This is a genomic window from Vibrio sp. QJM3NY_39, assembly GCF_057785895.1.
Map to the genome: position 1 here is coordinate 1,714,938 of NZ_CM173505.1, position 18,789 is coordinate 1,733,726.

Sequence of the window (18,789 nt, forward strand, 5' to 3'; positions counted from 1 at the left end):
TAAGTTCAGATAATTCGCTTGTCCGTTTTGACACCAACTTCTCATCTCTTTGTTATTTAATCCTCTAAGCTAAGTCTAGTTTCCACTATGAGGGCTAGGCTATGAATATCGAACGTCACGGAATATCGGTTGGAATTGAACGTGTTAGTGGTGAAACCATTGTTGTGTTTAAAGCGAAAGGTAAACTCACACATGATGACTATCAAGCAATGATGCCAATTCTAAATACCACGCTAGAAGAACTCGATTCATCCGAACTCAAGATGCTTGTCGACATCTCCACTTTAACGGGGTGGGAGTTGCGTGCTGCTTGGGATGATTTCAAATTGGGGTTAGAGCTCAATTCGAAGATAGACAAAATCGCGATTTATGGTGATAAAAGCTGGCAAGAATTCGCTTCAAAAGTAGGGGGCTGGTTTGTGTCCGGTGAGATAAAGTCATTCGAAGAGCATGACTCTGCGCTTCAGTGGCTAGTCGATTGATACTATTCGCGGGCAGCTAGAGAGTAGTTCGTAAACATCGCCAATGACAGTTGATGAGCATTGTCTCAAACGCTGTCATTTTTCGTTTTGGTTATGATATTTCCTATTCGATTCAATAGAGCATATTCATTCCAGCGTGTAACATACGCAGGCTTGGTTTGGTCGTGACTAGTAGCGCGGCCAGATTCAGTAAAAACGAGAATTAAAACAAAAATAAGGTCTAACGACATGCATAAGGTAATTGATAAGCTGGCTTGGATATTCATCAAAGACGGCAAGTTGTTGATGGTGAGATCAAAAGGCAAAGAACTGTTCTATCTACCGGGTGGTAAGCGTGAAGCGGGCGAAAGTGATGAGCAAGCACTGGTTCGCGAAATCAAAGAAGAGATCTCGGTAGATTTGGTGCCTGATTCCATCAAATACGTTGAGACGTTTACAGGCCAAGCTGACGGTAAAGCAGAAGGCGTATCGGTGCAATTGACTTGTTATCTTGCTGATTATACTGGCGAACTGTCTCCAGATGCCGAAATTGAAGAGCTTAAGTTTGTGGATGGCAACGACAGAGCAGTATGTTCACTGGCGGCACTGGTTGCGCTTGATTGGTTAGAAGCGAACCAGTATTTACCACTTATCAGTAAATAATGGTTCGTTAATACAAAACGACTGTTTAGTCAGGATCTTTATAGATCAGTGCTTATGAAAAGCTTGAAGGGCGACTGTCTTTCATCAGAATGTCGAGTTTTCTTTGAGCTTTCTTCGTGTCTTGTAAATCCACCACCTCAATCATTTCACACTCATCTCGTACCATCTCATTAATCAGGCTTGGATAGTGTCTGCAATCTTCTGGTCGGTCTAAGTAAATACTACAGGTGTACTTGGCTTGAGCCTTGGTGTCTTTCGTCGGAACTAGCTCCAGAAAAGGGCAGCGAGTTAAACGTTCACCAGATTCAGGGTCGAACCATATCTCGCTTCCTCGAACATATTCAAAGATGTCTGGGTTGAACAACTCCCACAAATCAATCTCTTCTTGCGTTGCGGCAAGGTCACCATCTCCGTATTTGATACAGCATTTCCCGCATTGATTACAATTTTTCATTAGTGACTTCATTGGTTGGTGAGCTTTTATCATTTTACCACTGATAGGCGTGGCACGTTGACTTTGTTGTTCATGGTTAAACTGTTTCGGGAAGGAGCCTAAAATAGAAGTACTTAATATTACTTTAACTACCTAACACCACTCCAAACAAGGCTGTAAACAGTGATACAATTTGCGCCTAGTAAGTTATTAAAACAAGGCATAGAAATGAGAACCGTATACACCACCGAAGGCGATATCAACGCAAAGAAACAGAAAGACGCTTACCCAAAGTTGGCGCTATGTGATAACTGCGTTCGAGACTATGTGGTGATTGCTCAAGGCGAACGTACCTACAAGCCATGCGCAAAATGTGGCGCTGACGATTAATGCGCCTTGATAAATACCTATGCAAAAGCACTGAACTAACCAAGCCTGAAGCGATTGAACGCATCCATAATGGCGAGGTGAACGTAAACTGCGAGATTGTCACCGATGAATCGACTCAGGTTCATGAAAGCAACACCATCTTGTTAAATGGGACGCAGCTTGAGTTACGTGAATTTCGATACCTTTTAATGCACAAGCCAGCGGGTACTATTTGCTCCAATATCGATGAGGTTTATCCTTCGGTGTTCAACTACATCGAGGTAGACAAAGCATCAGAACTGCACATCGCAGGGCGCTTAGATGCAGACACAACAGGCTTAGTCTTGATTACCGATGATGGGCGCTGGTCATTCAATATCACGCTGCCAACCAAGTCATGTAAGAAGGTCTATCGCGTGACATTGTCACGAGATATCAAAGACGATGTCGCTGACAAGTTCAAAGCGGGCATTCAATTGCAAGGCGAGCAAAAACTGACGCGTCCGGCAGAGCTCGAAGTGATTACCAGTAAAGAAGTGCTGTTGACTATTACAGAGGGTAAGTTTCATCAAGTAAAACGAATGTTTGCCGCGGTAGGGAATCGAGTTGTTGGCCTTCACCGTGAACAGATTGGTGATGTTCGTTTAGATGTTGAAGCAGGCCAGTGGCGTTATTTAACCCAAGCCGAAGTCGACTCATTTCAGCAGGGCTCTGAATAAACGCTGTAACCACTTAAGGCGTTAAGCGTGGCAGGAGCAGAATATCAACCCTATAAGGATGTAGGATGGAAAACCTCAAAGTCTCAGAAATTAAGTCTTTCGTACCCACGAAAGACTTCGATTTATCTAAACGTTTTTACCAGTCAATCGGCTTCGAAGTGATGTCTGAATTTCACGATATCGCCTATCTACGATACGGCAGTTGTGCCTTCCTTTTGCAAAACTTTTATGAACCTGCGCACTGTCACAATTACATGATGCACTTGCTGGTTGAAGACATAAAAAGTTGGTATCAACACATCCAAAACTCTAATGTAGTGTCGGAATTTGAAGTTACTGTTTCCGAGGTTGTTGAGCAGCCTTGGGGAATGCTTGAGTTTTGTATCACTGACCCAAATGGTGTGCTGTGGCGTGTGGCTGAAAACATCAGGCCGCGTTAATTCATCCAACTTGCATTGAGGCCAGTGAAAACTTCAAATTATTCATCTGTTTCTTTATTTATGCCGACATAAGGCAATGATAAAATAGGTTCAAACATGGATATAAAGGCTAAAATGCACAGCCAAGACGTTTACTACTGTGACGACGTTGATTTGGTTACTGAGCAAACTCAATGCTTAGAAGTGCTATACGATTTTAACCACACTCGTCCTAGTGAAGGGGATAAACGACAACAAATCATGAAGCAACTGTTCGCCGAAGTCGGTGAGGGCTGTTACATCGAGCCGCCGTTACGCGCGAACTGGGGGCGTCACACCCACTTAGGCAACAACGTATACGTTAACTTCAATCTAACTCTGGTCGACGACACAGACGTATTCATCGGCGATAACGTGATGATTGCGCCTAACGTAACTATCGCGACAGGCACACATCCCATTAGCCCTGAACTTAGGCTCAAAGCCGCGCAGTTCAATGTGCCTGTTCGTATCTGCAAGAACGTATGGCTTGGCGCACACAGCGTAGTACTTCCTGGTGTCACCATTGGTGAAAACTCGGTTATCGGAGCGGGCAGCATAGTCACCAAAGACATCCCAGCTAATGTGGTTGCCGTTGGAAACCCTTGCAAAGTGGTACGTGAAATCAATGAGCACGACCGAGAGTATTACCATAAAGATCGCCGCATTCCAGATGAACTAAAGTAAGCGATTTTTCACACGCCTGAAATTAGCTGTGACATAAGCCATTGTTATGCAATGGCTTGGTTGTATATTGCTTGTCTATCTTAGAAACTAGACAAAATTATTCTGGAGTTAAGTGCAGAGTTTTTCGGTTTAATAGCTGTTAAATTAATTCAGAGGTTCCATGGACAAATTAGAAAAGTATCTGCTAAAGCGAACTCTAGCGAAAGTGGTCAAAAACAATTGTCCTACTCGTATTCCTCGTTCTGGCAAAGCTGGAGCTAAGATTCGGTGTTACTCAACATACATAAAACTTGGGGGGCAATACGAGTTATTGGTAAAAGACTTTGATGGTGAGAACTTAACGGGCTACCAATATAGCAAAGAGCTTGATAGGTATGATGAAGAAGTAACTATCCACGTCGACTGGCTTACTAACGATAGCTTAGAGATTGAGCAATACATTGGCTACTTTTCAGTAACCTACACAGGTTTATGGGATTTCGTCCTGTTCGAAAATACCAAACTAATGGCGTTACTTGCTTTTTATCGAAGAAATAAAAGTAACCTTGCACAATATCTATTTAATAAGCGCCAAGTTGAAAGCAAAAAGCGGCACGAACTCCTTAAGTTTCTCATAGGGAATTATGGCAGCATGAAACAAGAGTTTCATTTGATAACTTTGTTGCATCAGGTTTACAGTGCACACATGTTTCGTCACCCAGATAAAGATAAGCTTAAGGAATTACTAGACCTACAACTTGATTCATTCGTACAAACAGGGGAGTTAGTATTTAATAACGGTGCTTATCGCTTAACGGGCAGAGCAATCATTACCTTAGAAAACTTTCAAATTGAAGCTAGACGGCATAAAGTTTCAGTGGTTCAACAGTGGCTTATGATCGCTCTTACACTAGTGTTAGCATTTATCGGGTTAGTTCAGGCCAAAGTAATTGAACTGCCTGTGTTACTAAGCTTGAAAAATTAACATAACAATCTGTTTAAGAGAGAATCGCAACACTTAGCATTTTTTGCCATCCGTAAATACGGCATTAAGCATCACACGAGGTTTTATAATGGGAACTGTAATCGGTTTGGTGATTCTAGCTGCTATAGACTGGTATTTTGTTCGTAAAACAGGGCTCCATATTCACCAATGTATCTCTAAAAAGTATGCAACGCATCTGTTGGATAAGGAAAACAAAAAATAGCCTTTTCTTATTAAGTCATAGGTATAAAAAACGTTATCTGCTATTCATTTACACACATTGCAAAGATTGGAGGATTCATGAAAGGTAAAGGAAAGTGCCTATGTGGCTCGGTTGAGTTGGAAGTAGAGTACGCCAGTAATGAATTGGGGGCTTGTCATTGTAGTATGTGTAGAAATTGGTCTGGCGGTCCGATGTTAGTCATTGATTGCGCTGATTCCGTCAAAATATCAGGTGAATCAAATGTAGTGAGATATAAGTCGTCCGATTGGGCTGAGAGGGGGTTCTGCGGTAAATGTGGTACGCACTTGTTTTATTTTTTAGTGCCAAATAATCAGTATCACCTTCCTGTCGGGTTATTGATGTCTGGGGATGACTACAAGTTAACTCATCAAATATTCATCGATGAAAAGCCCGAATACTACGAATTTAAAAATGAAACACAAAATATGACTGGTGCAGAAGTATTTGCTCACTTTGAAAGTGGAGAGTAGCACTTAGTTTTTATTAGCTTAAGACTAATTCCCAACACTCGGCATTTTTAGTTTCGGTCGAGTTTTGTATTTGCGGTGTTCTGGTTAGGTAGTAGCGTTGCTCACGCTTAACGTCCCAGCATCAACCCCCAATTTGAAGTGCCTCGAAACTCGATTGTGTGAACTCCGAATAGCTGAATAGTTACTCTAATATACACTGAGTTTTCTAATGGCTCTTAGGGGGCGGAAATGACAGATATGGCAATATCAAGTTACCTTGGCTGGTTGTTACTTCTTATCGGTTGTTATCCTTTCTTTCTTGTTGGTGTCAGTATGTTTTTCTATGATGCAGAGCGTAAACAAGCATTAAGGTGGTTGAATGGAGTTAGTTTTCTATTGGCTGCATTCCTTCTTTACATGCATATGCAGACAGAAGTCATCTATGATCGGGAACTGCTCGAAGCCTGGTATCGTGTTAAACCAGAAGATAGGCCTCAATAGAAAGCACATAACAAGTGATTAATATCCATATCAGGATGATGCTAAACGATTGGCATTTCTAGATCGAATCAACTTTAGTGTTTTCGGTACATGGTTGAGGTGAGGTGGTCGCGATGTCAGCCACTTCAAGCGGCGATAACTCGTCTATCCAATTATGGTTATCCGAGTGAACCATGTTCTCTTACAAAGTGTTTGACATTTTAGATATTCAAATGTTGAGGCTCCGATGAATTTTCTCCGTAAGTATAAAATCAGCTTTCTTTTCTGTGTTAGTGGCCTTTTGTGTTTCATTGCTTATAACACCATAGGTTCATACGTAGATGAAAATGGTTTGTTGGTTGAGCCATTCGGGCTTATTCCTCTATTTTGGCTTTTTGAGCTACTTGCGTTGATGGCTTTGGTTGTGACCTTCGTTAGACACAGAAAGTGTCAGTAGACCAGTTAAGCTGTGAGTAAACGAAGATGTTTCGTTATCACAAACAACTTAGGCGCGATTCGGTACGCGTGGCATTTTTGGCATGCGGCGGTATTGGTGTTTCCAATCGTTTTAACTTCAGTGGGTTAGCTGTTAAATTTGAGAGTATTGGTAGCGTTGCAATCTGCTCAAGCGGGCGTTATGTTACTAATTGAATTCAACGTTTATAAAGGATGAACATGGTAGTACTTAGAGGAATGCTCCAAGACGAATATCCAGCTTATTGTCAGTATTTTATTGACGATTACAGTCAGGAAATAGCTAGAAACTATGGGCATTCTTTAGACGTTGCAGTCGAATTGGCAAAGAAGGACTTGCATCGTAGCTTCCCTAATGGACTAGAGGGCAATGAGCATTCGCTATTATGCATTGATGCTGAAGTCGATGGTGAATGTAAGCTTGTGGGTTACCTATGGCACTCAGTCAATATTGGGGATAAATCTACGTTTATCTATGACTTTTTCATTTCGAAGGAACATCGAGGTCTAGGTTATGGTACTCAATCAATTTCTGCGTTAGAGACCCAACTACTCACTATTGGTATCAATCAAATAAAACTGAGGGTCGCATACCATAATGAGCGGGCGCTTAAGTTGTATAAAGAAGTTGGCTTTGAAGTTACCGGTTTCAATATGTCTAAGAAACTAAGCGGGTAGCCTCAACATATCAAGCAACATACATAGACCGGCAGGTTTCATTTAAACATGGAGTGAAAATATGAAGTCAGATTTTTCAAAACTTGCGACAACCGAGTACGGAAACATATTAAGTAACGACCACTTTATTAATTTTAGTATTGGTCCTCTTTGGCAGGGAATGCCGCCAATTTTTGGAGAAGCGTTTACTGTCCAGTTAACGTCTGGTGATAATTTAATGCTTCATTCAGCCATATACGAAGCACCAGAAGGTTCCATCATTGTAGTGGATGGAGTTGATAGCGAATATGCAGTAGCCGGTGGGAATGTATGCGCAGTCGCTAAGAGTCGAGGTATCAAAGGCTTTATTATTGATGGTGTCATTCGAGATTTGAGTGAAATTTCAGATATGAAGTTTCCAGTTTTTGCGAAAGGTGTTCATCCAGTACCGGGAAAGAAAGAGGTCTATTCTGAATTGGGCGCTCCAATCACTTGTGGGGGAGCAAAGGTCTCTACGGGAGATATCATTGTTGCTGATGTAGAGGGTATTGTCGTTATTCCTAAATCAAGAAAAGATGAAGTGTTTCTAATGGCTTCAAAGAAAGTAAGTGACGAAGCTTCATTAACACTCGCTGAGTGGGAAACGAGTCATAGGACTAAAATAGCCCAAGCAATAACGTCTGCGAAACAAAAAACTTAATTGGTCCAGCAAGTTGATTTGTAACGCGTGGCATTTTTCATCGATTAACAAGCATTAGACGACAACGAATAAATTCACCGATGGAGAAGACAGTGATCGTAAGGACTGCGACGAAGTATGAAAATAACGACGCTGGTTGATAATATTCGACTGGATAATCGGAAAGGCTTAACCGTTGAGCGCGGGCTATCACTGCATATTGAAACCGAGAAGCTAAAGATCTTATTCGATATGGGAAGTGGCGATACGTTTTGTAAAAATGCACCATTACTGGGTGTTAATAGGTCACGATGAATAAACAAAAACTAAAGAGCCTCATTCAACAAGTTCCTGAGCTAATCGAAACAGCCAACGTATGTCGTGAGGTGGGCTTGCCAAACTTCTATATTGCAGGCGGCGCTATCACTCAAATCATCTGGAATGATATCGAAAACAAACCGCTTCTAGATCAAGTCAAAGACTTCGATGTTGTCTATTTCAATAGTACCTCAGCTATCACCGAAGATGAGTTCAAAAGCCGCATTCGTTCGCGGTTAAGTCATTGTGTCGACGTGGACGTAAAGAACCAAGCGACCATTCATGAGCATTACGCTAAGAAGTTCGGTTGCTTCATTCAACCATACGTACGTGCGGAGCAAGGTATCGAGTCTTGGCTCTCTGCGTTTGCTATTGGCTTTACTCTGGATGATTCAGGCGATATCAAGTTGTTTGCACCATACGGTGTAGAGGACGCTTTTGATATGCTGATTAAGCCGAATAAGCGAGCAATGACAGAAGCAAATTACAACAAAATGACCATTGGCTATAAGGCCCGATGGCAGCAAGTAAAAGTGATCCCTTGGGATTGAACGATAGAGCTTTACGAGATTATTCTCAACATTTGGTATTTAACTCGGCTTGGCGTCAGTGGTAAGTTTGAACGCAATCTCAGCATTGTTAATCACTTAGCTGTACGTTTGTCACTTGGTAAGAATTAAGGAGTTTTAAGTGAGTCAGGAAGTAAGAGTAGGTGTAGCTGCGGTTATTCTACGTGAAGGACGAGTGTTACTTGGAGAGCGAATAGGTTCCCACGGGGCTCATACGTGGGCAACGCCGGGCGGACACCTTGAATGGGGTGAAAGCATTGAAGAGTGTGCTAAACGTGAAACACTCGAAGAGACTGGCTTGGTCGTTAGTGCATTTGAGAAGCTCACTTTTACCAATGATATTTTTGAGAAAGAGAACAAGCACTATATAACACTGTTTGTTGTTGCTTCTGATGCTAACGGCGAACCGCAGGTGACAGAGCCTGATAAATGTAAGCAATGGGAATGGTTTAAACTAGATGAGTTACCTGAACCACTGTTTCTTCCTCTGACGAATTTGCTTAACGATCCGGTCATCCTTGGGAAGTTAGCGCAGTAAAACAAATTGTTAGGCCGTTGCTATGTGAATACAGGGAGTAATCAAATGGAACTAAAGTGTCACTGTGGAAGCGTGAGTTTAGAACTGAGTTCGCTTCCAGATGAAGTCGGGGAGTGCAATTGTTCTATCTGCCGTCGTTATGCTGCCGTTTGGGCGTATTTTTCTCCGGAGCAAGTTCAAATCAACTTGAGCGATAAAACTGAGTTTTATTGTTGGGGCGATAAAGAAGTCGAATTTCATCGCTGCAAGTTGTGTGGATGTTTAACGCATTACGTAACGACAGAGAAATGCTCCGCAGATATCTTGGCTGTGAACATGAGAATGGCCGAAAATGAAGTGCTTGCAAGCCATCCCAGTTCGTAAGATCAACGGCGCAGCGTACTAAGTCAACTAACAAGGTACTTTCACTACGCCTTGCAGTATTGAAACGGTAGATTTGGTCGTATTAAGGAGAAGTTCGATGTTCAAGTGTCCAAATTGTGGGGCGTCGGTTTCTATTAAAGAGAAATCGAAGCTACATCCTTCCAAGCACATGCCATGTAAACAATGCGCTCAAGTATTGAAGCCTTTTACTATTTATTACTATTCACTCTTTTTTATTGCCCCTTTTACGGTTTCGATTTCAATGAATTATGCAGGGTTTAGCACTTTAGGTGCCATGGTGCTTAGTTTTACATTGTTTTACGTGCTGTTAGTGTGTCAGCCAATAAAGAAAGTAACGCAATAGCCCTCTAGCATTAAAAGAAGATGACTAATCAGCAATAAAATAATGAGACAGGTAAATCATGACATTACGAGTAGTTCCAGAGCTTTATTGTTTCGATATTAATGTGAGCAAATCCTTCTTTGTCGATGTGTTGGGGTTTGAAGTGAAATACGAGCGCCCAGATGAAGAGTTTGTTTATCTAACGCTTAATGGTGTTGATGTGATGCTTGAAGGGATTGCGGGAAAAAGTCGAAAATGGCTTTCAGGTGATCTGGGGTTTCCGTTAGGGCGTGGTGTTAACTTCCAATGGGATGTTATCGATATCGAACCTCTATATCAGAGAGTTAACGAAAGCGCCGCTGATTCTATTTACTTAGCGTTAGAGTCAAAGTCTTATCAATGTGGGGATTCGATCGCGACTCAGAAGCAGTTCATCGTTCAAACTCCTGACGGTTATCTCTTTAGGTTCAGCCAAGATATTCGTTAACACATAAATATTATTGGTTACTTACTACGAGAAACATGGCTAACTAAGTACCTGCTTAAACAAGGAGAGTAGAGTGGTCAACATTCGGGAAATGGCAATTTCAGATTACGACTCAGTGATCGCGTTATGGTGCCAGACAGAAGGAATGAGTATTCGAGATTCCGATTCGAAAGAAAGCATTGCGAGCTATTTAGCTCGTAACCCCGGTCTGAGTTTTGTGGCTGAAAGCAACAACGAGATCATTGGCGCTGTGTTGGTCGGAACGGATGGGCGTCGTGGGTATTTACAACATTTAGCTGTCTCGGCCAACTTCAGAGGGCAAAAATTAGGTTGTAAGCTTGTCGCAGAGGCGGTTAACGCACTTGCAGGGCTAGGTATTCCCAAGACCCACTTGTTTGTTTATAACGACAACATCAATGCTCAACAGTTTTACGAACAGTTGGGCTGGTTTCCCCGAGATGAAGTTCGAATGTACTCGTTTAATAGCTCGGATAATAGTAACGTTTAGCCTTATAAGTTAGCGTTGGCTGAGCTTGAATTTGCAACAGGTTCGCGCGCATCCGTCTAATATCAAAAAATCCTTGGAGTATTTAGAAATGTTGTTTTCTAGTCTGTCTAAATCATTGGTTCATGGCTCCGAGTTATGTTCTGAGCTGCTCGATTTCTTAACCGAGCATAAGAGTGACTTCGAAGAAAAGTTAATCCCTGACCTGTCATACATCGATGATATGGCACATGTGGTGAACGGTATTAAAATCAAAGACGTTCTACACATCAATTCGAATCAATACCGACTTCAATATTCGTTTGATTGGGAGCTATTTCTCGGCTGTTCAGATAGAAACGAAATCGGTGTAGAGAATGGAAGTGTGCTATTCACTCTTGAGGACAATAATGTTCTTAATATCAACTTCCCAAACTACGGTTCTCGAGATACTAGTGATGAGCTTTAGTCGGTTCATATTAACTTGTTTTATTCTGAATCATCGGTAACAACGAAGAAGAGGTAAATTTGAGTCCAATCGCTATCCTTGTCCATGTCCCAAATATTGAAGAAGGGCTGAACTGGTACCAGAAAGCATTTCCACATGCCGTTGCCATTTATCATCCAGATTCTGATTTTACAGTTTTGGATCTTAATGGGTTCTCTATTGAAGTTGTGCAAGCTGACAATAGAGTTAATGCAGGTAAAAAAGGAACAGTACTGTATTGGTCAGTCGACAGCGTTGAAGAATCTCTTGTTTATTTTCAGTCAATTGGGGCAACGTTATATCGTGGTCCAATGGCCATAGAAGGTGGGTTAATCATGTGCCAAGTAGAGGACCCATTTGGTAACCTAATTGGCTTACGAGGTTAGAACCTCTCCCGCCTCTCAATAAGGGACTATGTGATTTGTATAAAAAGGAAGAACAATGATAACTATCGAAAGGCTTGAAGAATCACATGTGACGTTAGTTCAGGCCATCCAACTCGCCGATGAACAGGTCAAGTTCGCTGGCACAGCTGCAGAGTTTTTAATAGACGGCAGTGAAACGACGCACTTGCACGTGATTAAGTCTAATAACGAAGTTGTTGGTTTCTTTAAGCTGGATATCGCTTACGCAGATTCTTATGAGTTTTGCCCTGAAGGAAGCATTGGGTTAAGAGCCTTTGTTGTTGATAAAAACCAGCAAGGTAAAGGTTTGGGAACAGGCACGGTGAAGGCTTTGTTTCCGTATTTAAAAGCGAATTACTTAGCGTATGAGTCGATTTACTTAACTGTGAATTGCAAAAATCCCGTAGCATTTAACTGTTATAAGAAAGGCGGCTTCGAAGATACCAGTGAGCAGTATTTAGGTGGTGCAGCAGGCCCGCAATTTATCATGAGCGGTCGAATCGCTTAGTAATATTATACCGACTAATTATTGATGAGAAACACCTGCACAGCTGTATGCAGGTTGAGAGTTTTAAAGAGCACGAAAAGGAAATTTGATGAAGGTTCAATATCTTGAAGTGGTTACCCCAGAAGTCGATGTTGTTTGTGCAACATACGCTCAGCTCTACAACGTGAAGTTTAGTGGTGCTGATGTGAACCTTGGTGGGGCGCGCACTGCAAAGCTATCTAATGGTGGGGTAATAGGTATTCGAGCACCGCTTAGTGAAACTGAAGAACCAACTGTTCGACATTACACGCTGGTTGAGGATATTCAGTCTGCAGTAAATGCAGCCGAGAAACTAGGCGCCGAAATCGCAGTACCGCCAGTAGAGTTACCACGTCACGGCATGTGTGCAATTGTTATTCAAGGTGGCGTCGAGCTCGGATTCTGGGAATTATAGGTGATACATAGCCTTTAGATTGTGAAGGACGAGATACTGCGATTTATGATACGACACCTAGTGTCTTTGCCGGCTTCATGGCATCATTCCACACAGCTAAAACCCCAACAAGGTATGTTATGAAACAGAATATTGTCCACATTGCACTCGTGGTAAAAGACTACGATGAAGCGCTTGATTTCTATGTAAACAAGCTTAAGTTTGATCTCATCGAAGACACGTATCTACCAGAAGAAGATAAGCGCTGGGTTGTTGTTGCTCCACCAAATTCAACCGGTGTGAGCCTGTTACTTGCTAGAGCTTCCAAGCCAGAGCAACTTGATTTCATCGGCAACCAAGCTGGTGGACGTGTATTCCTATTCTTAAACACCGATGACTTCTGGCGTGATTACGAACGCATGACATCTTTGGGTATTAACTTTGTCCGAGAGCCAAAAGAGCAAGGCTACGGTACCGTTGCTGTGTTTGAAGATCTTTACGGTAACTTGTGGGATCTGCTTCAGTTAAACCCTGAACACCCTATGGCTAATAGGTAGAATAGCTTAGTCAACAACCCTAATTCTAGTCATACGGATTGACAGGAGCGACATGGAAGTCACAAAGTATCATCCCAAGTATTTAACCGCTTTACAGGCAATCTATTTAGAATCGAGACAGAAAACCTTTCATTGGGCTGATACTAACGCTTTTAAGTTATCCGATTTCGACTTAGATACAGAAGGTGAGCAAATATGGGTCGCTGTTTCTGGCAATAAGGTTTTAGGTTTTGCCTCTATTTGGATACCTGAAAGCTTCATCCATCACCTCTATGTTTGCCCGCGAACGCTACGTTCTGGGGCTGGTTCTGCTTTACTCAATACCTGCAAACAACATTACTCTGGTCTGACATTGAAGTGTTTGACTGCCAATGAAAATGCGATTGGCTTTTATCAGTCGCAAGGCTTTGTTATCTCGTCCACAGAGGGAGAGGGGTTAGAGCATTATCACTTAATGACGTACTAAGCTTTGTAATAATAAGTTTAGTAATAACAATCATAACAATCACAAGCCCTGCAATTACAACAAGGGTAATCAAGTCGGGAGTTTAAACAGAGAATATGGAAATAAAACAGCTTTCAGCGATTGAGGTACTTCCGGTTAGGCATCAAGTGCTTTGGCCTGATAAACCGATGTCGTTTTGCATGGTGCCAGATGACGAACAAGCAACGCATTACGGCGCGTTTGTTGGTGAGCTGCTGGTATGTGTCGCATCTATCTATATTCAAGACAATGAAGCTAGGTTGAGAAAGTTTGCTACGCTGCCTGAATTCCAAGGGCAGGGAATCGGTTCCAACGTGATTGAGCATGCGATCTCTAACCTCAAAGATTTAAACATCCAATACTTTTGGTGCGATGCACGTACAACGGCTTTAGGTTTTTATCAAAAGTTTGGGATGGCTGTAGAAGGCTCTGAATTTGAAAAATCGGGTGTCGCGTATTACAAAATGTCGGTTGATTGGGAGTAACGGTTCTCTGTCGCTAGGTTAACCCTCCGCACCGCTAAATCATCAACTTAAGTTAAGGAAGCTCATCGTGGAAGAAATAAAAGGCATTCTACAATTCATGGTCGAAATTGAAAAATTAAAGGATGTTCATCGACAAACAAAGCCAGTTGGATTGGCTCGATATGAAAACTCCGCTGAGCACAGTTGGCATGTCTGTTTGAGCGCGCTCATGTTGAAAGACTATGCCAATGAAGAAATCGATATTACGCGAGTGATGAAGATGTTGCTGATTCATGACCTTGGGGAAATCGATGCCGGAGACACCATCATTTATGCCAGTGAAACCGAAGAAAACAAGCTCAAAGAGAGAAACTGCGTCGAGCGCTTGCTGAAATCATTGCCGAGCCATTTAAGCGCTGAGTACTTGGATCTATGGCTTGAGTTCGAAGCGGGTGAGTCACCGGAAGCCAGATTTGGTAAGGCGATCGATAGAGTGCCACCTTTGCTTCATAACATCCATGGAGGCGGTCACAGCTGGAAGAAGCACAACATATCTAAAGATAAAGTACTGACCTTTAATGGCGAGCGTATTTCTAAAGGCAGTCGTGCTCTATGGAAAGAGCTAGAAGTGCAACTTGAAGGGGCTGCGGACAAAGGGCTATTAAAGTAAAAATTAACTATCTTGCCAAGGAATGACAAAGAAGTTTCAACCTAACAACGTTTAAATTAAACTTGAGAATTCATAGTGTTACTTCAGCGTAGCAAGCCCATTGTTAAAGGAATAAGAACCACATGAAAACCACTGCTTTAGCTTTATTGTTGCTTAGTGTTTCTGGTAGTGCATTTGCAACCAATATTGAAGCGATCGATTACCAAGTGTCGGTCACTGTCGAGGATTCTGAATCAAAACTCAACTTCCCAACCTTTAAGTTCGACTCTTTCGGACAGGAAGTCTCATCTCAAACTGAAGAATGCATTTATTCGGGTGTTCTTTCTAAGCATGAAGCTAACGCTATTCTATTAGAGGCCAAAATGTCATGCGATTATGAAAATGGTGAGTCTAGTCGTGAGATGCCTGTTTTTATTCTTGATAAAGAGGGTGGAGAAGCAAGTATCGAGCTTGGAGAAGATGAAGCAAACCTGTGGAAATACACGGTTCTAATTAAAGCGCTTAACTAAATTTCAAACGATACACGGTTACTCTTTTTGTTCTGTTATTGAACACCGCAATGCCAATTAAAGTAGATGCATGACGCATGGTATTATCTTGTGTCTCATTTCTTTCTAATAAAACTCTAATGGACGACAATAAGTTCGAGAACCGAGTGATAAGTTGTTAGTATGCATCAACTTTATAAATGTTAGTTGGCTTATATAAATGCTTGATAATAAGTATATTAAACACCCTTATCACTGTGAACAGTGTAACGCGCTTACCCCGCACCTTGCTGTTAACCCTTCCGATGCTCAATCTAAAGCGGACGCTGAATCTGAAAAGAAACAATGGAAATTAGGCGTGTTGATGGAATACCTGATGACGTTATTGTTTAGAGGTGACCATAATGTTCCCGGTTTTTATGTCGACAGTGATTACGAATACCAATGTGAGAAATGTGGAACTAAATCATGGCATTAATTGGGGATGAAAATTTGATTCAACCTTAACTTTTGAGCTCTAATCCCGAAATCAACTCTATTAAAGAATTCGTTAGCTTTAAGAATTAGTGAGTTTCAATCAGGCGTATTATTCCTATTTTGTTATGGAGGACAAACGAGTGATATACCCAAACGCTTTAAATATCGGTGACAAAGTCGGATTTTTCTCACCGTCATCGCCAGCAACTGTCTTTGCACCTAATCGATTTGCTCGTGCTAAACATTATTTGGAAAAGCAGGGCTTTATTCTAGTTGAAGGTTCGTTAACTGGAGAGTCAGAAGGGTATCGTTCTGGTTATATTCAGCGCGAGCCGAAGAACTCAATCAGCTCATTCGAGATCCTGACGTGCGCTGCATTATGTCGACCATTGGTGGTAACAACAGCAACTCACTGTTGCCATACATCGATTATGATGCCCTTAGAAACGACCCTAAGATCATCGTCGGCTATTCAGATGCCACCGCATTACTGTTAGGCATCTACGCCAAAACTGGATTGGTGACTTTCTATGGTCCAGCACTCGTCGCGTCATTTGGTGAGTTCCCGCCGTTAGTCGACGAAACCTTCCAATCATTTACTGACATCTTATGTTCGGATTCAAGCCAACATCAGTACACGATGCCTGAGAGTTGGACGGACATCAAACACGACTGGGAAACTCAAGATTCGGCAAAGCCAGTTTACAATAACGAATGGCACTTCATGGGAATAGGTCAAGTAAGCGGTCGCGTGATTGGTGGCAATCTGAGTACCATGGCGGGGATTTGGGGCAGTGAATACATGCCAGAAATTCAGCCTGGCGATATTCTCCTTATTGAAGATTCACTAAAAGGCATTGAAGCGGTAGAGCGTTCATTCGCACACTTATTGGCTTGCGGAGTATTCGATAAAGTAGGCGCTATTGTACTCGGCAAACATGAGCTCTTTGATGACAAAGGGACAGGGCGAACACCCCTCGATGTACTTCTTGAAGTGTTGAACGGTAAAAATGTCCCGATCCTGTATGGCTTCGACAGTTGCCACACCCATCCTATGCTAGTCACGCCACTAGGTGTGCAAGGCACTATTGATTTTGATGACCAGACATTCAAGCTTCAAAGCCAATGGTTAGCGTCGAGTTAGCCTAAACTGATGATAATAAGACGCATTAGAAAAGTGATCCTCTCTGCAAACTGAGAATGGAAACGCGTCTATACTGACATGGGTTACGTCGCTGATTTTGGAAGTGGCGCTATGAATGTAAGTTTGATTAGGTTAAATCTCAGAGGTGACGATGAAAAAATTACTACCACTATGCGCCATTTTACTCTCGGCATCATTTTCAGCTGCGGCTTCTGATGGTTTGATTAAATACCAAAGTAATTACTCAGTGAAAGAGACTGCTGACCGCTTTGAAGAAATCGCCAAAAGCAAAGGTTTGACCTTGTTTGCGAGAATCGACCATCAGAAAAATGCGAGTAAGGTCGATCTTGAATTGAGACCAACGGAAGTCATCATCTTTGGTAACCCAAAAGTAGGGACACCATTAATGCAATGCGCTCAAGATGTCGCGATAGACTTACCGCAGAAGGTGTTAGTCACTGAGGATTCTAATAAAGAAGTATGGCTATCTTACAACGATCCTAATTACTTGGTAGAGCGTCACGCAATCAATGGCTGTGACGAAGTGGTTAAGAAGATATCGGGTGTACTAAGCAAGCTTTCAGAAGCGACAGTGGCGAAAGCTGAATAGCCGAGCCAACAAGCACTCATTTAGACCATTAATGGGTGCGACTTGACGATGATATAGCTTCCCAATCAATGTTGGCTGCATTGACAACTAAGCAACAATATATAAAAGTAGTGTTATGAAACTGAATTTAGCGCCATCTAACCAACGAATTATCATCACTCCATAGGAGTGGTGGGATTGTTGATGCGCTTTGTTTATCGAACCCACCCGTAAGGTGGGTTTTTTGTCGCTGTCTTATGGGTTTTATCTGAATAGAGGAAGTCATATGAAAAAGATCGCGGTTTTTGGTAAGCCTGGGAGCGGAAAGTCCACAATCAGCAAAGCTTTAGCTCTAGCTACAGAGATAGAGCTTCACCAGTTGGACTCTATTGTTTATAAGGCCAACGGAGAGTTTGTTGAACGTGAAGTGTTCGACCTAGCACACGACAACATAATCAATTCTGAAAGCTGGATCATCGATGGTTTTGGCCCTCTAGGCTCATTCAACACACGTTTAGAAGCCGCAGATACTTTGGTTTATATCGACCTTCCTTATCCAATTAGCTACTGGTTTGTTACCAAGCGAATGCTCAAAGGGTTGTTCGTTAAACCTGAAGGCTGGCCTGATGGAAGCTCAGTGATAAAAGGCACGATACAAAGTTACAAGACACTAAAACTGTGCCCTAAGTTTTGGAATGACGACTTTAGACTACGGTTAGAATTACGCGCAAAAGAGAAAGAGGTTCACATCATCAGAAGCGTGAGTGAATTGAATAACTTTGTCCGCCAACACGTCACTTAACAGGTGAGAGCTTACCTTTCTTTGAAACGCTTTAATTTGCTCATAACTTCATGAAAATATTTAGATTTAATTCAACATGTGGCATATTTGCCATGTGTTGAATTTGTGCTTTGAGTTAAGGCGATAGATATTATGTATGGAAGTGAGAAGACGAGAGCGTTCTGCTGTAACTGTAAGGAACTTACACTGCATAGGTACACGATGTTCAGTAGCCAAGTGCAAAAGGCACCACAAGCTGAAGATAAAGAACCGAGCTTACTCCAACGAATTTTATCGGAGCTTCTATCTTTTGGTGTAACAGGTTCGGGCGCGACAGGTGATTACAAATGTACCCAATGTGGAACATATCTGAATACACCAGACAACCTAGACTGAGTTTGTGAGTTTGGCTTAGGCAAATAAAAACGGGAAGACCTCAATGATCTTCCCGTTAGGTATTACTGAACTCATCGTGCTATTGGCAG

The 18,789-nt window shown here is 42.1% G+C and carries 30 protein-coding genes and 3 pseudogenes; 32 read left to right on the forward strand and 1 reads right to left on the reverse strand.

The window, feature by feature from the left end; all coding sequences use genetic code 11:
• Positions 1 to 101 precede the first annotated feature (101 nt).
• Both AC3CHU_RS07785 and AC3CHU_RS07790 read left to right on the forward strand, forming a co-directional pair.
• Positions 102 to 482, forward strand: coding sequence for a SpoIIAA family protein (locus tag AC3CHU_RS07785; RefSeq protein ID WP_146454522.1), 381 nt, complete (start codon positions 102 to 104; stop codon positions 480 to 482).
• A 228-nt stretch (positions 483 to 710) separates the two neighbouring features.
• Entirely contained in the window at positions 711 to 1,124 is a 414-nt protein-coding gene (locus AC3CHU_RS07790; protein WP_065205277.1) for an NUDIX hydrolase, read from the forward strand.
• A gap of 52 nt (positions 1,125 to 1,176) precedes the next feature.
• Here AC3CHU_RS07790 and AC3CHU_RS07795 read toward each other — a convergent pair whose 3' ends face one another.
• Complete coding sequence (locus AC3CHU_RS07795; protein ID WP_054546373.1) at positions 1,177 to 1,578, reverse strand: YkgJ family cysteine cluster protein; 402 nt, start codon at positions 1,576 to 1,578, stop codon at positions 1,177 to 1,179.
• 207 nt (positions 1,579 to 1,785) lie between these two features.
• On the opposite strand from AC3CHU_RS07795, the gene AC3CHU_RS07800 reads away from it, so the two are divergent.
• The 30 genes and pseudogenes from AC3CHU_RS07800 to AC3CHU_RS07945 all read left to right on the forward strand — a co-directional run bounded on the left by AC3CHU_RS07800 (position 1,786) and on the right by AC3CHU_RS07945 (position 18,700).
• Positions 1,786 to 1,947 (forward strand): hypothetical protein, encoded by a 162-nt coding sequence (locus AC3CHU_RS07800; protein ID WP_012604036.1) that lies wholly within the window; start codon positions 1,786 to 1,788, stop codon positions 1,945 to 1,947.
• A complete protein-coding gene (locus AC3CHU_RS07805) occupies positions 1,947 to 2,645 on the forward strand; it encodes a pseudouridine synthase (RefSeq protein ID WP_488525412.1) in 699 nt (232 codons plus the stop codon). Before AC3CHU_RS07800 ends, AC3CHU_RS07805 begins: the two co-directional genes overlap by 1 nt.
• A gap of 65 nt (positions 2,646 to 2,710) precedes the next feature.
• Positions 2,711 to 3,085, forward strand: coding sequence for a VOC family protein (locus AC3CHU_RS07810; RefSeq protein ID WP_488525413.1), 375 nt, complete (start codon positions 2,711 to 2,713; stop codon positions 3,083 to 3,085).
• A gap of 96 nt (positions 3,086 to 3,181) precedes the next feature.
• Positions 3,182 to 3,790: a sugar O-acetyltransferase gene (locus tag AC3CHU_RS07815; RefSeq protein ID WP_488525414.1), complete on the forward strand. Its 609-nt coding sequence runs from the start codon at positions 3,182 to 3,184 to the stop codon at positions 3,788 to 3,790.
• 160 nt (positions 3,791 to 3,950) lie between these two features.
• Positions 3,951 to 4,754 (forward strand): hypothetical protein, encoded by an 804-nt coding sequence (locus AC3CHU_RS07820; protein WP_488525415.1) that lies wholly within the window; start codon positions 3,951 to 3,953, stop codon positions 4,752 to 4,754.
• A gap of 300 nt (positions 4,755 to 5,054) precedes the next feature.
• The gene (locus AC3CHU_RS07825) at positions 5,055 to 5,468 is read left to right on the forward strand and encodes a GFA family protein (RefSeq protein WP_004733889.1); all 414 of its coding nucleotides are present in this window, start codon (positions 5,055 to 5,057) and stop codon (positions 5,466 to 5,468) included.
• Between the two features lie 228 nt (positions 5,469 to 5,696).
• Positions 5,697 to 5,948, forward strand: coding sequence for a hypothetical protein (locus tag AC3CHU_RS07830; protein ID WP_488525416.1), 252 nt, complete (start codon positions 5,697 to 5,699; stop codon positions 5,946 to 5,948).
• Between the two features lie 226 nt (positions 5,949 to 6,174).
• Positions 6,175 to 6,384, forward strand: coding sequence for a DUF3955 domain-containing protein (locus tag AC3CHU_RS07835; RefSeq protein WP_065205270.1), 210 nt, complete (start codon positions 6,175 to 6,177; stop codon positions 6,382 to 6,384).
• 218 nt (positions 6,385 to 6,602) lie between these two features.
• The gene (locus AC3CHU_RS07840; protein WP_488525417.1) at positions 6,603 to 7,079 is read left to right on the forward strand and encodes a GNAT family N-acetyltransferase; all 477 of its coding nucleotides are present in this window, start codon (positions 6,603 to 6,605) and stop codon (positions 7,077 to 7,079) included.
• A 61-nt stretch (positions 7,080 to 7,140) separates the two neighbouring features.
• A complete protein-coding gene (locus AC3CHU_RS07845) occupies positions 7,141 to 7,758 on the forward strand; it encodes an RraA family protein (protein ID WP_488525418.1) in 618 nt (205 codons plus the stop codon).
• 117 nt (positions 7,759 to 7,875) lie between these two features.
• Positions 7,876 to 8,040, forward strand: a pseudogene (locus AC3CHU_RS07850) (MBL fold metallo-hydrolase); the annotation flags it as partial.
• Between the two features lie 8 nt (positions 8,041 to 8,048).
• Complete coding sequence (locus AC3CHU_RS07855) at positions 8,049 to 8,606, forward strand: nucleotidyltransferase family protein (protein WP_488525419.1); 558 nt, start codon at positions 8,049 to 8,051, stop codon at positions 8,604 to 8,606.
• 139 nt (positions 8,607 to 8,745) lie between these two features.
• Positions 8,746 to 9,162 carry a nucleotide triphosphate diphosphatase NUDT15 gene (locus AC3CHU_RS07860; protein ID WP_488525420.1) on the forward strand — a complete coding sequence of 139 codons (417 nt, stop codon included), beginning with the start codon at positions 8,746 to 8,748 and terminating at the stop codon, positions 9,160 to 9,162.
• A 45-nt stretch (positions 9,163 to 9,207) separates the two neighbouring features.
• Positions 9,208 to 9,547, forward strand: a pseudogene (locus tag AC3CHU_RS07865) (GFA family protein).
• A gap of 400 nt (positions 9,548 to 9,947) precedes the next feature.
• Positions 9,948 to 10,355, forward strand: coding sequence for a bleomycin resistance protein (locus AC3CHU_RS07870; protein WP_237290476.1), 408 nt, complete (start codon positions 9,948 to 9,950; stop codon positions 10,353 to 10,355).
• Positions 10,356 to 10,428: 73 nt separating this feature from the next.
• Positions 10,429 to 10,863 (forward strand): GNAT family N-acetyltransferase, encoded by a 435-nt coding sequence (locus tag AC3CHU_RS07875; RefSeq protein WP_488525421.1) that lies wholly within the window; start codon positions 10,429 to 10,431, stop codon positions 10,861 to 10,863.
• Positions 10,864 to 10,951: 88 nt separating this feature from the next.
• Positions 10,952 to 11,308: a hypothetical protein gene (locus AC3CHU_RS07880; protein WP_488525422.1), complete on the forward strand. Its 357-nt coding sequence runs from the start codon at positions 10,952 to 10,954 to the stop codon at positions 11,306 to 11,308.
• A 59-nt stretch (positions 11,309 to 11,367) separates the two neighbouring features.
• On the forward strand, positions 11,368 to 11,712 hold the full coding sequence (locus AC3CHU_RS07885; protein WP_488525423.1) for a VOC family protein: 345 nt from the start codon (positions 11,368 to 11,370) through the stop codon (positions 11,710 to 11,712).
• A 55-nt stretch (positions 11,713 to 11,767) separates the two neighbouring features.
• On the forward strand, positions 11,768 to 12,238 hold the full coding sequence (locus AC3CHU_RS07890) for a GNAT family N-acetyltransferase (protein ID WP_171316291.1): 471 nt from the start codon (positions 11,768 to 11,770) through the stop codon (positions 12,236 to 12,238).
• An 88-nt stretch (positions 12,239 to 12,326) separates the two neighbouring features.
• Positions 12,327 to 12,671 (forward strand): VOC family protein, encoded by a 345-nt coding sequence (locus AC3CHU_RS07895; protein WP_054546359.1) that lies wholly within the window; start codon positions 12,327 to 12,329, stop codon positions 12,669 to 12,671.
• A gap of 119 nt (positions 12,672 to 12,790) precedes the next feature.
• On the forward strand, positions 12,791 to 13,207 hold the full coding sequence (locus AC3CHU_RS07900) for a VOC family protein (RefSeq protein ID WP_017061801.1): 417 nt from the start codon (positions 12,791 to 12,793) through the stop codon (positions 13,205 to 13,207).
• Between the two features lie 52 nt (positions 13,208 to 13,259).
• On the forward strand, positions 13,260 to 13,673 hold the full coding sequence (locus tag AC3CHU_RS07905) for a GNAT family N-acetyltransferase (RefSeq protein ID WP_488525424.1): 414 nt from the start codon (positions 13,260 to 13,262) through the stop codon (positions 13,671 to 13,673).
• A gap of 95 nt (positions 13,674 to 13,768) precedes the next feature.
• A complete protein-coding gene (locus tag AC3CHU_RS07910; RefSeq protein WP_114633507.1) occupies positions 13,769 to 14,176 on the forward strand; it encodes a GNAT family N-acetyltransferase in 408 nt (135 codons plus the stop codon).
• Positions 14,177 to 14,243: 67 nt separating this feature from the next.
• Positions 14,244 to 14,825, forward strand: a complete 582-nt coding sequence (locus AC3CHU_RS07915) for an HD domain-containing protein (protein ID WP_428784105.1) — start codon at positions 14,244 to 14,246, stop codon at positions 14,823 to 14,825.
• Positions 14,826 to 14,947: 122 nt separating this feature from the next.
• On the forward strand, positions 14,948 to 15,334 hold the full coding sequence (locus AC3CHU_RS07920) for a hypothetical protein (RefSeq protein WP_428786243.1): 387 nt from the start codon (positions 14,948 to 14,950) through the stop codon (positions 15,332 to 15,334).
• 199 nt (positions 15,335 to 15,533) lie between these two features.
• Positions 15,534 to 15,791, forward strand: a complete 258-nt coding sequence (locus tag AC3CHU_RS07925; RefSeq protein ID WP_260810933.1) for a hypothetical protein — start codon at positions 15,534 to 15,536, stop codon at positions 15,789 to 15,791.
• Positions 15,792 to 15,930: 139 nt separating this feature from the next.
• A pseudogene (locus AC3CHU_RS07930) lies at positions 15,931 to 16,934 on the forward strand (S66 family peptidase).
• A gap of 151 nt (positions 16,935 to 17,085) precedes the next feature.
• Entirely contained in the window at positions 17,086 to 17,544 is a 459-nt protein-coding gene (locus AC3CHU_RS07935; protein WP_029222242.1) for a DUF302 domain-containing protein, read from the forward strand.
• 265 nt (positions 17,545 to 17,809) lie between these two features.
• Positions 17,810 to 18,325, forward strand: a complete 516-nt coding sequence (locus AC3CHU_RS07940) for a P-loop NTPase family protein (RefSeq protein ID WP_488525425.1) — start codon at positions 17,810 to 17,812, stop codon at positions 18,323 to 18,325.
• 132 nt (positions 18,326 to 18,457) lie between these two features.
• On the forward strand, positions 18,458 to 18,700 hold the full coding sequence (locus AC3CHU_RS07945) for a hypothetical protein (RefSeq protein WP_029222243.1): 243 nt from the start codon (positions 18,458 to 18,460) through the stop codon (positions 18,698 to 18,700).
• The last annotated feature ends 89 nt before the right edge of the window (positions 18,701 to 18,789 follow it).

Coding starts and splice junctions, on each gene's coding strand:
- AC3CHU_RS07785 (WP_146454522.1), top strand. CDS start 102: ATGAATATCGAACGTCACGGAATATCGGTTGGAATTGAACGTGTTAGT.
- AC3CHU_RS07790 (WP_065205277.1), top strand. CDS start 711: ATGCATAAGGTAATTGATAAGCTGGCTTGGATATTCATCAAAGACGGC.
- AC3CHU_RS07795 (WP_054546373.1), bottom strand. CDS start 1,578: ATGAAAAATTGTAATCAATGCGGGAAATGCTGTATCAAATACGGAGAT.
- AC3CHU_RS07800 (WP_012604036.1), top strand. CDS start 1,786: ATGAGAACCGTATACACCACCGAAGGCGATATCAACGCAAAGAAACAG.
- AC3CHU_RS07805 (WP_488525412.1), top strand. CDS start 1,947: ATGCGCCTTGATAAATACCTATGCAAAAGCACTGAACTAACCAAGCCT.
- AC3CHU_RS07810 (WP_488525413.1), top strand. CDS start 2,711: ATGGAAAACCTCAAAGTCTCAGAAATTAAGTCTTTCGTACCCACGAAA.
- AC3CHU_RS07815 (WP_488525414.1), top strand. CDS start 3,182: ATGGATATAAAGGCTAAAATGCACAGCCAAGACGTTTACTACTGTGAC.
- AC3CHU_RS07820 (WP_488525415.1), top strand. CDS start 3,951: ATGGACAAATTAGAAAAGTATCTGCTAAAGCGAACTCTAGCGAAAGTG.
- AC3CHU_RS07825 (WP_004733889.1), top strand. CDS start 5,055: ATGAAAGGTAAAGGAAAGTGCCTATGTGGCTCGGTTGAGTTGGAAGTA.
- AC3CHU_RS07830 (WP_488525416.1), top strand. CDS start 5,697: ATGACAGATATGGCAATATCAAGTTACCTTGGCTGGTTGTTACTTCTT.
- AC3CHU_RS07835 (WP_065205270.1), top strand. CDS start 6,175: ATGAATTTTCTCCGTAAGTATAAAATCAGCTTTCTTTTCTGTGTTAGT.
- AC3CHU_RS07840 (WP_488525417.1), top strand. CDS start 6,603: ATGGTAGTACTTAGAGGAATGCTCCAAGACGAATATCCAGCTTATTGT.
- AC3CHU_RS07845 (WP_488525418.1), top strand. CDS start 7,141: ATGAAGTCAGATTTTTCAAAACTTGCGACAACCGAGTACGGAAACATA.
- AC3CHU_RS07855 (WP_488525419.1), top strand. CDS start 8,049: ATGAATAAACAAAAACTAAAGAGCCTCATTCAACAAGTTCCTGAGCTA.
- AC3CHU_RS07870 (WP_237290476.1), top strand. CDS start 9,948: ATGACATTACGAGTAGTTCCAGAGCTTTATTGTTTCGATATTAATGTG.
- AC3CHU_RS07880 (WP_488525422.1), top strand. CDS start 10,952: ATGTTGTTTTCTAGTCTGTCTAAATCATTGGTTCATGGCTCCGAGTTA.
- AC3CHU_RS07890 (WP_171316291.1), top strand. CDS start 11,768: ATGATAACTATCGAAAGGCTTGAAGAATCACATGTGACGTTAGTTCAG.
- AC3CHU_RS07895 (WP_054546359.1), top strand. CDS start 12,327: ATGAAGGTTCAATATCTTGAAGTGGTTACCCCAGAAGTCGATGTTGTT.
- AC3CHU_RS07900 (WP_017061801.1), top strand. CDS start 12,791: ATGAAACAGAATATTGTCCACATTGCACTCGTGGTAAAAGACTACGAT.
- AC3CHU_RS07905 (WP_488525424.1), top strand. CDS start 13,260: ATGGAAGTCACAAAGTATCATCCCAAGTATTTAACCGCTTTACAGGCA.
- AC3CHU_RS07910 (WP_114633507.1), top strand. CDS start 13,769: ATGGAAATAAAACAGCTTTCAGCGATTGAGGTACTTCCGGTTAGGCAT.
- AC3CHU_RS07920 (WP_428786243.1), top strand. CDS start 14,948: ATGAAAACCACTGCTTTAGCTTTATTGTTGCTTAGTGTTTCTGGTAGT.
- AC3CHU_RS07925 (WP_260810933.1), top strand. CDS start 15,534: ATGCTTGATAATAAGTATATTAAACACCCTTATCACTGTGAACAGTGT.
- AC3CHU_RS07935 (WP_029222242.1), top strand. CDS start 17,086: ATGAAAAAATTACTACCACTATGCGCCATTTTACTCTCGGCATCATTT.
- AC3CHU_RS07940 (WP_488525425.1), top strand. CDS start 17,810: ATGAAAAAGATCGCGGTTTTTGGTAAGCCTGGGAGCGGAAAGTCCACA.
- AC3CHU_RS07945 (WP_029222243.1), top strand. CDS start 18,458: ATGTATGGAAGTGAGAAGACGAGAGCGTTCTGCTGTAACTGTAAGGAA.